Origin of the sequence: Methanococcoides burtonii DSM 6242 (genome assembly GCF_000013725.1) — an archaeon.
In the GTDB taxonomy this organism is placed as follows: domain Archaea; phylum Halobacteriota; class Methanosarcinia; order Methanosarcinales; family Methanosarcinaceae; genus Methanococcoides; species Methanococcoides burtonii.
The window spans coordinates 860,544-875,264 of the sequence record NC_007955.1 but is presented as its reverse complement, the minus strand read 5'-3'; the positions used below and the strand labels follow the sequence as shown (position 1 = coordinate 875,264).

General features: G+C 38.8%; 14 protein-coding genes. 7 read left to right on the top strand and 7 right to left on the bottom strand.

All coding sequences use genetic code 11. From position 1 onward, the window contains the following. Positions 1 to 97 precede the first annotated feature (97 nt). The 7 genes from MBUR_RS04245 (at position 98) to MBUR_RS04215 (ending at position 7,647) form a co-directional block, all read left to right on the top strand. The gene (locus tag MBUR_RS04245) at positions 98 to 325 is read left to right on the top strand and encodes a hypothetical protein (protein ID WP_048063233.1); all 228 of its coding nucleotides are present in this window, start codon (positions 98 to 100) and stop codon (positions 323 to 325) included. Between the two features lie 169 nt (positions 326 to 494). After that, positions 495 to 1,601, top strand: a complete 1,107-nt coding sequence (locus MBUR_RS04240) for an MFS transporter (protein ID WP_048063232.1) — start codon at positions 495 to 497, stop codon at positions 1,599 to 1,601. A gap of 140 nt (positions 1,602 to 1,741) precedes the next feature. After that, the gene (locus MBUR_RS04235) at positions 1,742 to 2,356 is read left to right on the top strand and encodes a response regulator (protein ID WP_011498932.1); all 615 of its coding nucleotides are present in this window, start codon (positions 1,742 to 1,744) and stop codon (positions 2,354 to 2,356) included. Between the two features lie 24 nt (positions 2,357 to 2,380). Continuing rightward, the gene (locus tag MBUR_RS12915) at positions 2,381 to 3,382 is read left to right on the top strand and encodes a DUF835 domain-containing protein (protein WP_011498931.1); all 1,002 of its coding nucleotides are present in this window, start codon (positions 2,381 to 2,383) and stop codon (positions 3,380 to 3,382) included. Positions 3,383 to 3,394: 12 nt separating this feature from the next. After that, positions 3,395 to 4,522, top strand: a complete 1,128-nt coding sequence (locus MBUR_RS04225) for a hypothetical protein (RefSeq protein WP_011498930.1) — start codon at positions 3,395 to 3,397, stop codon at positions 4,520 to 4,522. Between the two features lie 62 nt (positions 4,523 to 4,584). Then, the gene (locus tag MBUR_RS04220) at positions 4,585 to 5,283 is read left to right on the top strand and encodes an RAD55 family ATPase (RefSeq protein WP_011498929.1); all 699 of its coding nucleotides are present in this window, start codon (positions 4,585 to 4,587) and stop codon (positions 5,281 to 5,283) included. Positions 5,284 to 5,961: 678 nt separating this feature from the next. After that, positions 5,962 to 7,647, top strand: a complete 1,686-nt coding sequence (locus MBUR_RS04215) for a PAS domain-containing sensor histidine kinase (RefSeq protein ID WP_394295779.1) — start codon at positions 5,962 to 5,964, stop codon at positions 7,645 to 7,647. Between the two features lie 211 nt (positions 7,648 to 7,858). On the opposite strand, the gene MBUR_RS14545 is transcribed toward MBUR_RS04215, so the two are convergent. The 7 genes from MBUR_RS14545 to mtaB all read right to left on the bottom strand — a co-directional run bounded on the left by MBUR_RS14545 (position 7,859) and on the right by mtaB (position 14,713). Further along, a complete protein-coding gene (locus tag MBUR_RS14545; protein ID WP_269479034.1) occupies positions 7,859 to 7,990 on the bottom strand; it encodes a hypothetical protein in 132 nt (43 codons plus the stop codon). 195 nt (positions 7,991 to 8,185) lie between these two features. Further along, positions 8,186 to 9,331 (bottom strand): GTP-binding protein, encoded by a 1,146-nt coding sequence (locus MBUR_RS04205; protein ID WP_011498926.1) that lies wholly within the window; start codon positions 9,329 to 9,331, stop codon positions 8,186 to 8,188. Between the two features lie 145 nt (positions 9,332 to 9,476). Beyond that, the gene (locus tag MBUR_RS04200) at positions 9,477 to 11,393 is read right to left on the bottom strand and encodes a hydantoinase/oxoprolinase N-terminal domain-containing protein (protein WP_011498925.1); all 1,917 of its coding nucleotides are present in this window, start codon (positions 11,391 to 11,393) and stop codon (positions 9,477 to 9,479) included. A 39-nt stretch (positions 11,394 to 11,432) separates the two neighbouring features. Continuing rightward, entirely contained in the window at positions 11,433 to 11,765 is a 333-nt protein-coding gene (locus tag MBUR_RS04195; RefSeq protein ID WP_198003795.1) for a cation transporter dimerization domain-containing protein, read from the bottom strand. A 324-nt stretch (positions 11,766 to 12,089) separates the two neighbouring features. Continuing rightward, on the bottom strand, positions 12,090 to 12,281 hold the full coding sequence (locus tag MBUR_RS04190) for a hypothetical protein (RefSeq protein WP_048063229.1): 192 nt from the start codon (positions 12,279 to 12,281) through the stop codon (positions 12,090 to 12,092). A gap of 109 nt (positions 12,282 to 12,390) precedes the next feature. Then, entirely contained in the window at positions 12,391 to 12,945 is a 555-nt protein-coding gene (locus MBUR_RS04185) for an acetate uptake transporter (RefSeq protein WP_048063523.1), read from the bottom strand. Positions 12,946 to 13,327: 382 nt separating this feature from the next. Beyond that, positions 13,328 to 14,713, bottom strand: coding sequence for a methanol--corrinoid protein co-methyltransferase MtaB (mtaB, locus tag MBUR_RS04180; protein ID WP_011498923.1), 1,386 nt, complete (start codon positions 14,711 to 14,713; stop codon positions 13,328 to 13,330). Between the last annotated feature and the right edge of the window lie 8 nt (positions 14,714 to 14,721).

Genomic DNA, 14,721 nt, shown 5'->3' with positions numbered 1-14,721 from the left:
TAGTATGACTGATTAAATATATGATATTTAACATAATTAATAATATCGGCCAAGTATATAAACAATGAATTACCCATTATGATGAGGGAGAGATTTAATGAGTCGATCAAAGAAAGATCTGCATACAAATTCCCCTTCAAACGATGAAAGTATACAGAAAACACCGGTCGGTCATGCATTAAGAATGGCTGCCGATTTTAGCATAAAGACCCCAAATGGTACATTACAGGGGAAAGCCGGAGATTACATCATAAAACATCAATCCGGAATGGTATCTATAGTTGAGAAATATACTTTCAATAAAAGGTATGAGATTCTTCACTAACAATGTCTGGACTGCAGTAAGAAATGGATTTCCAACACATGCATTAGTTCATACTTTGTTCTTATCATGACAATTTTCTATTTTCAGAGCAAAGTATCTTGGGCATTATTAAACATTATTTTCTCAAGACACAAAGATGTATCTACCTTCCATCGTCTTATTCGCTATTATGGATAATGACAGGTTCTTGATCTATTCATCTGCTTTAGTCATAATGGGACTTTCAAATGCTGTCATACCTATCCTGCCAGAGCTTTCTGCCACTGGACAGATCTACGGCATAAATTCCTCAAGTTTGGTATATTCTTCATTCTTCCTCGGAGCATTAAGTACCATGCTTCCATTTGGAATATTAAGTGATAGAACTGATAATCTGAAATTGGTTAGTCTTGGTCTTCTGCTGTCATTTATATCAGGGCTATGTATGATCTTTACTGATAGCTTCATAATATTTGTATCAGCACGTTTCATTGAAGGGGCTGCTTGTGGTGCATTTTTCCCTGCAGCATATTCAAGACTGGCTCGTTACACAAAGAGAGCACGTTATATGGGAGAATTCAGCTTTCTAATCAATGCCGGACTAGCTGCTGGTGTTGCAGTTACCGGTTATTTGGTTCACTCTAACATCAAAAATGGAATTATTCTTTTTTCAATTTTGACATTCTTAACAATAATATTTGCAATCTATCGTTCTATAGTTTCTTCAAACACTATAGCAACGATTACCTCACAAAAAAAGATAATTGAAAGAGAACACCCGAGTTCACATATATTTACATCAAAGGATACTCGGGGGATATGGATCATCTCATTTATACTTGCAGGATCAAGTGGTGTCCTTATATCCCTTTATCCTGAATATGGTACAGATACACTCTCAAAGACAGAGCTAGGTATATCGATCTCACTTCTCTATGTATCTACAATGATATCATCTCTTGTAACATCTTATGTAAATATCGGGTATGCAAAACTCATAAAAATAGGAATAATGATAGCAACAATTGGCATACTCGTTACAATTAATAGCTCAATGGCAGGTTTCTTCATAATTGGTATTGGTTCAGGTCTGATGCTTGTAGGACTTCCAATAGCTATTGCATCCATGAATATTGAAAAAGGCATGGCAATGGGTATCTACAATACCTGCATCTATGCAGGACTTGCGTTAATGCCCCTGATAGCTGGAGTACTTGCAAATAGTCTAGAGGTAAAGACCATTTTTTTCATAACGGCCATTCTTTTCGGCCTCACTATTTTTCTAAACCGAGATTGAGCTGAGCTGAATATCATACATTTTATAGTAACATATTTATTTAAGTAATGACAAATTAAACCTAAAGTTTCCTTAAACCAGCCAAGGAAAATGGACCAAAAACGTTTCAGAAATACCTTTACTTTTTAGGAGTCTGCCATATGAGTGAACCGTTTCCAAAAATACTTGTTGTCGATGATGAACCATGGAACCTTGAATTAATGGAAGCATATCTTTCAGGTGACTATGAAATTGCATTAGCCTCTGATGGTGTTGAAGCCCTTGAAAAAGTAAAGGATTTTGACCCTGACATAATCCTTCTCGATGTCCGAATGCCGAAAATGGACGGTTACCAAACCTGTGAAAAACTCAAAAATGATGAGAGAACTAAATTCATTCCAGTAGTTCTTGTTACAGCATTATCCGAAAAGGAAGACAGGATAAAAGGTATTGCAGCAGGAGCTGATGAGTTCCTTTCAAAACCTGTGGATATGCTGGAACTAAAGACAAGAGTACATTCTTTGTTGAAGATAAAACAACAACATGATACGATACGCAAAGAAAGAGATACTGCCCATAAATATTTCGATGTCGCAGGAATTATGATAGTTATAATTGACAATGAACATAATATTGTCAATATCAATAAAAAGGGGGGTGAAATACTCGGATATTCCAAAGAAGAATTGATCGGCAAAAATTATTATGATAATTTTGTTCCTGTGGAAGAAAGAGAGACCTTAAAAGCACACTATAAAAAATTACAATGCCAATAGAAAGATGAATGCAATGCGTTCGAAATGAACATCATTACAAAGTCAGGACAGAAAAAAGTGCTTTCATGGAATGTTATAAAGCTAAAAGATAATAATGGAAAAACAACCGGAATAATCTGTTCAGGAGAGGACATAACTCCCCGTAAGATTGCAGAAGAAGAACTGAAACACGCCAATGATTACCTTAATCTTCTTATCCGTATAGCACCAATTGCAACTATTGTACTTGACAGGGAACAAAATATAGTTACTGCTAATGAGAAAGCTATGGATCTTCTTGGCTATGCTAATGACGAAATTATCGGCAATCCGATATCTACCATAATCAGCAACAACGAATTACTCGAATTTACAGATAAGAACGACCTTTCTATAGAACTGCTAAAAAAGGACGGAGAATGTATCGATGCGAACATTGCAACCTCTGCCATAATGGATAACAACAATCATAAAGGGCTTATTGTTACACTTCAAGATATTTCAGAGCTTCGCGGACTTTTGATAGCCCCTTCTATAGAAGAAAATACAGAGAGAAAGGATACTCTGGAGCTTGAGGGAAGCTATACATACATACAAGATAGTGGTGATCTGAATGCATCTTACGACATATTTTCCACCATGGTCAAGCAAGGAAGACCAGGGCTTTGCATTACAAGAGAAAATCCTGCAAAGATAAGGAGCAAATATAATATTACAAAGACTCCTATAATCTGGCTTACGAAGACCAAAACTTCTGAATATCCCTCAATTGATCCTACTGAATTGTTCAAACTTCATCCTACTATCGAAAATTTTATTAAAAAAGTAAATGATGGTATTGTACTGATAGATGGACTTGAATACCTCATACTTGAAAATGATCTCAAGTCAGTTATTAAGTTCATGGAACAGACCAATGACACCATAATGGTATCAGATTCAAGATTAATTCTTCAGATCGATCCTTTGATCTTTGATACAAAGGATCATCATCTGTTAAAGAGATGGATGAGATCACTTACAGATGAAGATACCTATAATGATTGAGGGGGGGGATATATGGAAGTGAAATTATCATACGTTATCGATCTGCCACAGATTATGACTAATATGAGTAGTCATAGCTTAGCATGGAAACATGATGTTGTAGCTTTTACAGAGAATGAAATTTGGTTTCCCTCAAGTTCTGGTTGGAGCATGGTCCCCTACCGATCGATCGAAACTGTGGACCGGAACATATCAGCTTCTGTGAGAAACGATATCAGAGCAGATACAGGATATATTGCAGAGTTAGCTATTGATTATAAGAAAAATTCAAACTTTGGTTCTTCCTACATCAACCATACAATGATATTTGCGGGAAAACCTGAAGATATAGAAAATATAAGAGATCATTTGCTTGAAAAGATCGGTTTCAGAGCAAATACGGATTTTGAAGGGTTAAAGGAAGAAGAAACAAAACTTTTAAGTCTTCTTGCAATGGGAAGAAAAGACATCAGTAAACACCTCCCACTTATTTCAAATGATATGGAGGTAATCAAACGTGCTTTTGGAACCTTAAAGATACGAAAACTTGTTGATGCTAATGCACAATTGACACAACAGGGTCATTATTACCTTGAAACTATCAAGGAAGGAAAGGATGGAACATTAGATGATACTCCAGCATTGCCACTTTTGTTCTCATTCGGTGAGATCTCGAACACATTCACACCAAAAAACAATATTGTTAGATTTACCAAAAAATTTGAATACTCATCTGTATCAGGGACTGTCTTTATTGAAGATCTCTGGTATTTTGTCCTGTCCCCTGAAATAAGGGATATCAGTCTTAGTAAGATTAATATTACTGATCTGGAGCTCCAGTTGCGGAATCTTTCAGGCGCGACCATATTGATAGAATCGGAAGATAATGTCCTTCTTCTGGCATTATCCAGAATACTCAATATGAATGAAAATTTACATACAAGAATATTGAATTGTCTTTATGTTGGCATTAAGGAAGAAAAGGATATGGCCAACCTTCTGTACATTGATCCCCATGAACTTGAGATCTCAATGAGAGAAATGATGGAAAATAAAGACATAACCGCTGAAAATACTCTTACTGAAAGAGGTATTGAAACGGTAAAACATACCCTTAAAATCGAAAAAATCTCCAGACAGGAACAAACAGCTTTGCAGTGACATACGCATCAGAGCATAAATAGAGCATTAACATACAAATTTATTAAGAGTGGAGGAATTTGATGAGATTTATTGATACGATTGATGGACTTGATGACATATTCAGTACAGACATACCAAAAGGAAGTGTGATTCTAATAACGGGGGTTCCCGGAAGTCTTAAATCTGGAATTACTTTTTCGATCCTTTCAAAATATCTCGAAAATGTCGGAGAGTTCGGGACTTACATTACTCTTGAACAAAGCAAGGATAACCACCTTGCAAACATGAAAAGTATGGGACTGGAACTTTCAGATAATCTATCAATATCTGATTTTAGTGATTACCGCCTCCAATACGATGAATTTTCAGGCGATCTCCTAACCCTTATAGAGACAAATATACTGCAATACAAACAAAAGATGGGGGATAAGTTCACATGTGTAGCATTGGACTCACTTGGTGCCCTTTATTCACTCCTCGATGTTGAACCTCGTGATATGAGAAAAAGACTTTACCATCTTTTCGAACCACTAAGACGTGAAAATCTTACAACTTTTATGATACTTGAAACAAGTGAGTCACTTGGACTGAATCATGCAAATAACTTTGAAAATTATCTTGCAGATGGGATTATAGAACTTGGACTTCACATGAAAGACAATACAACAAATCGTTATATACAGGTCAAAAAAATGCGTGCTTCAGAACACAGCATGGACCCCTTCATTCTTACAGTCTCAGATGAGGGACTTAAGGTGTATAGAGGAAATATATTCTGACAATTCAAATACCAGATATTAAGCAAACCCCACGCCCACGAATATAAGTTTAGTCTCCATCGGAGGATGATTCCAACCTTCCGGTGAGAGGGCTTCTTCTGTACTTTTTATACTTACTTTGTTCTTCATAATCTCCTTAGCGATCAGCTTTGCTCTATCGATATCTGTGTTGCCTATGATATTATATTCTGCAGCATAGGTTACAACACCTGATGCGTCAATGGAGTTTTCTGTTTCCTACTCATCCCTGATGAATTCCATATCTTTTTTGCTGACAAAGGATAGGCCATTTGCAGGAGCAATGGATGTTTTACCCATTTCTTTTGGCTTCGTCTCATGAACTTTAAAATCAAGAGACCTATCAAGCAATTATTCAGGAAATGTGTCATCCGATCCAAAAATGAAAAAAGCATTTCAATTATTTGTTTGTTTATTGCTTGTAACTGGAATGTTGAATTGCCAGAATGATCTTCAAGGCACAACAATCTATAAATAGAACTCAATCTTAAAATTAACTTAATAGTATCCAAAAGTGGGGGAACTATCAATGGGGTCATATCCCATAGATGCAATCGGTAACGATGCTTAACTAGTGATATAGTTCAGAGATATATAATTAGTTTAAATTATCGTTTTTCTTTTTCAAGGATAAGTAATGATAATTACAGTACCGGGGGAATAAGAATTTCCGAAGATATTAGCAAAAATGAAAAGACAGAAGAGCTATTTCAGGATTCGGAAAAGAAATACCGTCTGATCTTTGAGAATTCTCCTCTGGGAATTTTCCATTTTGACCATAATGGGATGATAACACATTGCAATGATAAGTTCCTTGAAATTATCTCTGCCTCAAGAAAAGATGTCATTGGCTTTAATATGGCAACCTCCATCCGGGATGAAAAGATGAGGGATGCTGTCAAAGCGGTTCTTTCAAGAAAACCAGGTCACTATGAAGGAAAATATTGCACTGTAATCAGTGGTAAAGTTATTTTTATAAAAGCTGATTACAACCCAAATATATCGGAAGAAGGCACTCTTCTGGGTGGCATCGGTATCTTTGAAGATATCACGAGACGCAAAGAAGCTGAAGATGCCTGGAAGCTCGATGAGTACCGTCTCGAAACACTTTTGCAACTTAACCAGATGACCGACAGGTCAATGCAGAAAATCGTAGACTTTGCTCGTGAAGAAGCTGTCCGGCTTACTCAGAGCCAAGTTGGTTATATCGCATTCGTAAACGAAGATGAGTCCGTTCTCACAATGCATTCATGGTCCCAAGCTGCAATGCTGGAATGCAAAATAAGAGATAAGCCTATAGTTTATACCCTGAAGACCACCGGACTTTGGGGTGAAGCGCTGAGACAGCGAAAACCCATTATTACAAATGACTACAATGTTCCAAACCCCTTAAAGAAAGGATATCCAAAAGACCATATGAAACTAACGCGTCACATGAACATCCCGGTGTTTGATGGTGAAAGGGTAGTTGCAGTAGCAGGGGTAGGGAACAAAGATGAAGAATATGATGAATCCGATGTTCGCCAACTGACATTACTTATGGAAGGTATGTGGAGAATAATCCAAAGAAAGCAATCAGAAGAGGCACTTCAAAAATATGCAAATGAACTTTCAGAGGTGAACAAAGAACTGGAAAAGGTAAACGACGATCTCAAATCCCTTGATGTGATGAAGAATGAGTTCTTGTCTAACATAAGCCACGAACTTAAAACACCGCTTGTTTCCATCAAGGGTTATGTAGAACTCGTTTTTGATGGAAGCCTGGGAACACTTAATGAACAGCAAAAAAAGGCAGTCAATATAGTTTTGAGAAATTCAGAGCGGCTCAGACGCCTGATAGAATCGTTATTATTTATCAGCGGACTAGAATCCAGAGCTATTCAATATCATATAGAGAAGGTACGGATTGCAGAGATTATAGACAATGTAGTAAATGACGTCAATTTGCAAATTGAAGATAAAGGATTATTAATTGAAAATAATGTGCCTGAAAACTTACCTCTAATAAATGGTGATAAAGCTAGGCTTTCCGATATGTTGACCAATCTTGTTGATAATGCAATTAAGTTCACCCCTTCGGAAGGCAGGATAATCCTGAATGCATATGAAGAGGAAGATGATCTGCATATCGAGGTTAAAGATACAGGGATTGGTATACCAAAGGAGCTTATACCAAACTTATTTCAGAGGTTTTACCAGGTCGATGCCTCAATCAAACGCAGATATGGTGGAACCGGAGTGGGGTTGTATATTTGCAAGAACATTGTTGAAGCGCATAAAGGAAATATCTGGATCGAGAGTGAGGAAGAAAAGGGGACCACAGTTCACATTAGATTACCCCGGTAAAAATGAGTTACACTTTTTTCTTTTTCATCTCTCTAGAACAAATTATTTTCATCAATAAGTTGTAAGGTCGATGAACAATATAACATACCGGATCGGGGATATGGGTGGTAGAATCCCGGATACATGTATCCGGAACAATATGAGCCACTAATAGATTCGAACATTATTACGGATTTTTCATCGAATGGAGAAATGATCTATTGCACCGGTTTTAATGAAGATGAGCAGCAAATCCCGGTTGGTGGTGTTCCTCATTGGTTGTATGCTCATGGTAGAAGTTCTGTAAGTTGAGATTTTCAAGACGCTTGTACTCTTTTTTAAAGGCAAAGTTCGTTAAAGACATAATACAAAATTACTGCAATTTGTTCTAAATCTTGATTTTATTGGAAAAGTTTATCGGAATTCTCTTAATATTGTCACATTGGTTTGTATTTTAAATTACATGTATTTGTCAAATTCTATGCGTATCATGCAAAAAAAAGAGTTGCTTCAAAACTAAAAATTAGTAAGGAGCATACTGAAATTGTAAGTAACCGTCTCAATGATTGTGCTCATGATGCGTTCCAAGCTTTTCAATCTCAATTCCATAACGTTTGCACACATCTGTTGCGAAGGTATCGACGATCTTCACAAGTTCTTTTTTTTCCATGTTCGAGATCGCTGAAAGTATCTTTAACTTAAGGATATCATTATTTCCTGTTTCGATCACTTCCAATTGTGGATCTTCGAAGTATGCAGTTACATTCATTTTTACTGTATCTGCATTAGAATCTAGGAACATCTTGATATGACCAATGAACTCGGGGCTATGTTCCATAACTTCAGCTTTTATGTTCTTCATGATCTCCTTAGCGATCAGCTTTGCTCTATCGATATCTGTGTTGCCTTTGATATTATATTCTGCAGCATAGGTTGCAACACCTGATGCGTCAATGGAGCTTTCTGTTTCCTGCTCATCCCTGATGAGTTCCATATCTTTCTTGCTGACAAAGGATAGGCCATTTGCAGGAGCAATGGATGTTTTTTCCATTTCTTTTGGCTTCGTCTCCTGAACTTTAAGATCAAGAGACCTATTAAGCAGTTCTTCAGGAAATATCATGTCCATAAAACTATAGAACTTCTCATCGTTATTATTTGCAGAGATCCGTATTACCTTTGCTTTTCTATTGAGCTGCTGGACAGATTCTTCTATAATAGGTATTTGTATCTTGTCCATAAGGTCGATCTTATTGATGGCAAGAATTTCTGCATCCTCTATCTGGCGGGTGGAGAAATTCTTCATCTCTTTTAATATGTGTTTGAATCTGCTACCATCGATAAGTGTCACAAGAGGTGCGATCTCCGCACCTTCTCCAAGGTCCATCAGTTCTATCTCTCTTTTGATCAAATTTGGGAATGCAATTCCGGTAGGTTCGATTATAAGGACATCCGGATTGTAAGAATTAAAAAGTGTTATCACAGTTGAGCGAAGTCCCATCTTGAGTGAACAACAGATACATCCGTTAGTTATCTCTTTTGTATCGAAACCGAACTTCTTGATTATGTCGCCATCGATCCCAATCTCTCCAATCTCGTTGACAATAATAGCAACCTTGTACCCCTTGTCCACAAGGTACTTCCCCGTATTGATTATCGTGGTAGTTTTCCCGCTTCCAAGAAAACCGCCAACTATAAGTGTTAACATTTTATTAGCTCCTCTTTTTTTTATAAACGCATCATCTGATCAAAAAGCAATACGTTCGTTTCTTTTTGTATGTTCAATAATTTACTGACGGGCAATTCTGAAGGTATATTGAGTTAATATATTCAGACATTTCAAATACCATGGCTTAAAAGACTCCCACTCCCACAAATATAAGTTTAGTCTCCATCGGAGGATGGTGCCAACCTTCCGGTGAGATGGCTTCCTCTGCAACTGTTACACTTACCTTGTTTTCCATGATCCCGCACTCTGCCATATAGGAATATATCAAGTCCCTCCCATGTTCATTGACAAATTCAAGTGCTTCTACATAAGTATTGAACTTCTCTCTCCCCCCAGGTGAATAGACAAAGAAATCTTTATCAGGCTCGCTAAGCGATAATGGCCTTATCATTATTTCCAGACGTTTGACCCCTTTACCAAACAAAGCTCCTGCTGCATTCCCCACATCGGAATATTTAGGAACTATGATGTCCGCTTTGATAAATGAGCTCACCTCATCCCTATAAGCAGACACCGGACCTCCAATAAATACTACAGGGATCTCTACATCGAACCTCGCTTTGAACTTGCGATCAACGATCCCACCGATGCTCTCGGGATCAACACCTGGCAACAGGTACGACATCAGCTCGAATGCCATATTTCTCGCAAAACGTTTTTTGAGAAGAGAGCACATTTCATATTTACCCATAGTGTTCAATTTAGCCAGAACATCGGCGACCAGTTTTGAAGCTTCTTGATCCCATTGATCATATTCCCCCAGAACATGCAATACATCAGTAGGAGTGAAACCAATAGCCTGCACAAGCCTTTTACTTATCAGAGAACTCAAAACAAAAGGAGAAGGTGGTTTTTTAAGCATCATTGAAATATCATCAAATGAGAGTGGATCATCTCCAATAACAGATAGTATCATATTTTCATCTTCATTTAATTCCATAGGTTCTTGTCTGGTCCTTACAAAGAACTTTGTAGGTTGGACATTTTCATCCAGCAGTTTGCGCGAGATCCATTTAATGTTCTTAAGTTTTTCAGGAAAACCAGGATATTTGACTGCTGCAACACAGATCGGTTCCACTCTTCTGGGACCAATGAACAGATCATTATCTTTTGTCCATATGTGGCTGTCACCCCCCATTGCTGATGTTTCCATGTGGATCGCTTTTACACGCGTTTGCCATTTTCCAATAACTGCACCCGCTTCGCTAATATCCGGCACGCCCTCAGAGAGCATTGATACATCTGTACTTGTACCGCCGACATCTATCACAACGCAACTTTCAAGACCTGAAAGAAAAGAAGCGCCAATAAGACTTGCAGCCGGACCTGAAAATATCGTTTCGATAGGTCTTTCAAGTGCGTCCCTGATACCAACGACAGAACCGTCACATTTGAGCATAAGTAATCTTGCATCCATATCACGCCTTTTTATCTCAGAGATCATCGCTTCTATGAAATTCTCACCGACAGGTAAAAGCTGTGCATTAAGGTATGCTGTAACTGCTCTTTCGTAAGCACCAATATCCTGTGTTAGCTCGTGCCCACAAACGACTGGCATTCCCGTAAGCTTTGATATGAGCTGTTTTGTCTTTAGCTCATGCTCAGGATTCCTTATACTGAAATGGGACGATACCGCAAAAGCAGATACTCTGCCCTTTGAACCAAGGACGAAATTCTTTATAGCATCAACATCAAGCGGCTTTAATTCATCCCCCATGTGATCATGACCTCCTGCTACAAAGATGATATCACTTGTCGGGAAATTCTTATTGAGAGAATGATCCCCTATGAGAATAAGACCCACAGGATAGCCAGTATCTTCCAGCACAGTATTCGTTGCAAGTGTGGTTGAAACCGATATGACATCTACATTTTTCAGATATTTTTCATCGATCCCGTCAATTGCATTCCGTATTCCTTCAATATGATCAGGATAGGTGGTCAATGCCTTGTTGGACATCACTACAGACCTGTCACTATCACTTATAAGAATTGCATCAGTATAGGTTCCACCTGCATCAATACCAAGACTATATTGCATTATTTCACCATGGTCCTAATAAAATTGTATTCAATTGTTTCATCGTCTCTCAGGAGGTTCGATGTGTACTAGTACATCCGATATCCCTGTAAATGTCCTTTTAAGTTCTCTTTCAATACTTACAACTATCCGATGAGCTTCCATAACATAGAGATCAGAATCCACTTTTACGTGAATATCTACAAACAGATCGTCCGGTGAACCGTGAGTTCGCACTTTATAGCAATTCTCAATTCCTTCAATGGACCTTACAAGACATTGAACATTGCTTTCATCAAGCCAGCATGCATCGCATAATACGTTGCAGGACATGATCACGATCGATATGCAATATTTCATAAGTACGAGAACTAGCAACACTGTTTCTAACATCAGAACGGTTGGACTGACTTGAATAAACAAGGTCAGAGCGATCAAAACTGAAAACATAACATCTAATTTAAGTGCAAATGAGTGGGATATCCCAGCCTGATCAAATTCATCCAAAGAGCAATATTTCAGAATAGCTACTGATAGAATAACAGACATTAAAAGCAAGATATAGATGGAAGTATCCGGCAATAGAGAGTTACTTCCATTAACGGTAGAGTGAACTTCAAAGAGGATATACAGACTTGCCAGAATAAAGATGATCGCAATGAATAACGATGCCAGAGAACTGTATTTTTTGTAACCATATGGATGGACATGGTCAGTCTAATGTGAGATTATATTCGGTACGAAGTGATGAACTAAGGCAATAATACCGATAAATAAGGCAAAATATCCCGTAACCTGCACAGCAAGAATATCAGAATAGCTCCCTGCGAATATCCTTAACAGAGCTATTTCGATAAAGACGGAAAGAGCAAGATATCCGGTTCCGTTCTTTCTGGTAGAGGTCCTCAATTGTTACCACCTGATCTTTTTATTTTCGTTTTTAAGGAGGGGATTGACCGACCATATGGACGGTCACGATCTGAATATTACATGCCTGACATTCTAGCCCGATCTTACATTAAAGTGGAGCTACCATCTTTCCATAAACTGAATTTGTTACAAGCGCCAGAGATGTGTACAGAGCTGAGATCCCAAGTAACAGGGCCATATAACCTGCAAGTGAACCAACGCCCATTCCGAAGTTTGCCGCTGCGTTAAGGAAAAATGTCAGAGTAAGAGTTATGAAAACGATGGTTATCGCCTTAACACCGATCTTGAGTGTTACAAACAGCAGCACAAGGGAAACAAGCCCCCAGATGAAGAGGTAGTAACCTACTGAAATTGCACTGGCTGCCCCAAGGACTCCGCTTGCAATACCTGAAGACATCAAGATGAATGCAAAGGAGAACCAGAACAGACCAAATGCTGAAAAAGCAGTTGCACCGAATACATCTCCTTTTTTCCAGCCCTCTATGCCCGCGAATACTTGTGCAAATCCTCCAAGGAAGATCGACATTGAGACGACCATTGTAGCGTCTGTGAAAAAACCTGAACCCATCATTCCCAGCATTATAGCTGCAAAACCAAGACCTGCAAATCCGAGTGGTGCATGGTCTGCTGTTTTATCGATCATGTGTAATCCATCCGTAGGATTACATAAAATACAGTTCTCTGGTATCTCTTCATTATTTGTCAAATATGATCACTTCCGTCAGTTCGATTAATAAATTTTATAAAGTACAATAAAATAAAATTACAACTCGACACATACAAATGATTTTTAAATGTGATTCGGGGCAAACATGCACCCATTAATAAATATCAAAAAAACATAAAGGAGATAAAGGAGTTTTAAATGTCTGAATGTCACCTCCCGTATTATGTTTTAGAAGAAAATGTTTGTGATTATAAGGTCAAATATCAAATATCGTGCAATACACATTTTCAAGGTGATGGGAGTAGCCCCGAGCAATACGGGGCTACAGTCCACGTTTGGAGACTTCGATGCTAAATGCTTAGAGACCGTAGTTCTCTGGGAGGAAGACCTTAACTTCTTCCTTGTACTTGGTCATGCAATCGCTCATGAAAGTATCCTGGTCGTCTGTGAGTGCCATAAGTGCAGCTTTTGCGTCTGCAAGGGCGCCCTTCTCGAACTTAGTGAGTTCGAGCTTGCCAGCTATTCCTTCTTCCATGATCTCTACTGACTTGAGTGCAGCGTTCTTTGCACGGAGGTAAATGTCATTACCGTCCTTGACAATAGCTTCACCCACGCGGTATGCGTTGTCATATGCAAGAACATAGCCCTGTGGGTCCCTGTACTTATCAGAAAGCATAAAGAGGTCCCTGAGAGTTTTTTCCTGACCTGTTGCAGTTGCTGTGTTCATCAAAGCACAGTCATAAGCAAGGGATTCTCCCCAGCACTGTACAGAGGTACCACCGAATTCTGCGTGATATTCGACAGATTCATTTGACCAGAGGTCACAGCACTGCATGACAAGGTTACCCATGACATCCGAGTGTGCACATGTGGAGGATTTACCTTCCTGTGCGATAGGTACACCGGAGATAGCTTTTATGATGGTGTTCTCATATCCACAGTCCTTACCTGGGCCAACTGCACCAGCTTCGTATGCAGCAAGTGATCTTGGTGCAGAGATAGCCCTTGCGATGATAGCAAGTGTGTGTGCAAGGTTCTTATCAAGAAGACCGCCACCAATGAACATTGCAGTGTTTGCTTCGGAACAGTCAGTGTCACCTGCGGAAACTACTCCGTGCTTCTTTGCAACAGAGCTGATCTCCTGCCAGATGAAATCCATATCTATGGTTCCAAGGCAGCCAATAGCATAGAGCATACCAGGAACATCGTTCCTCAGGATAGCATAATCGAATACTTCCTTACCGCCCATTGATTCAACTGAAAGCATGTCAGCTCCATTTGATGCAATTTCTTCGAATGATTCCATCATGACATTGAACTTGTCACCTCTAAGATCAAGGAAATCACGATTTTCACGGATATCACCTGGGGTGTGTCTTAATGCGCATTTGATGCCGTATTCATCGTGGAACTCTTCCATGATGGTCTTCTGTGCGTGTGCGACCTCTCCTCCCCATGTTGGGTTGTTGGTCATCTGCTCGACGTGTTCTGTCTCAAGGACAACAGCAGGGAAACCTACCTGGACCATACGGTTCATGATATCTGTGGTTATCTTCTGGTATTCTTTGACGAGCTTCTCTTTTGATGCACCGGCTTCAGGCCTTGGTGCATAGTTAACTTCAGGTATAGTGTATCCGGCACCTATCTCGAGTCCAAGTCCTGCTTTTACAGGGTGCTTACATTTACCAAAGATCATGTCATCTGCACTGTCATACGCCATTTTTGTATATCGGTTGATTGCCATTTATCTCA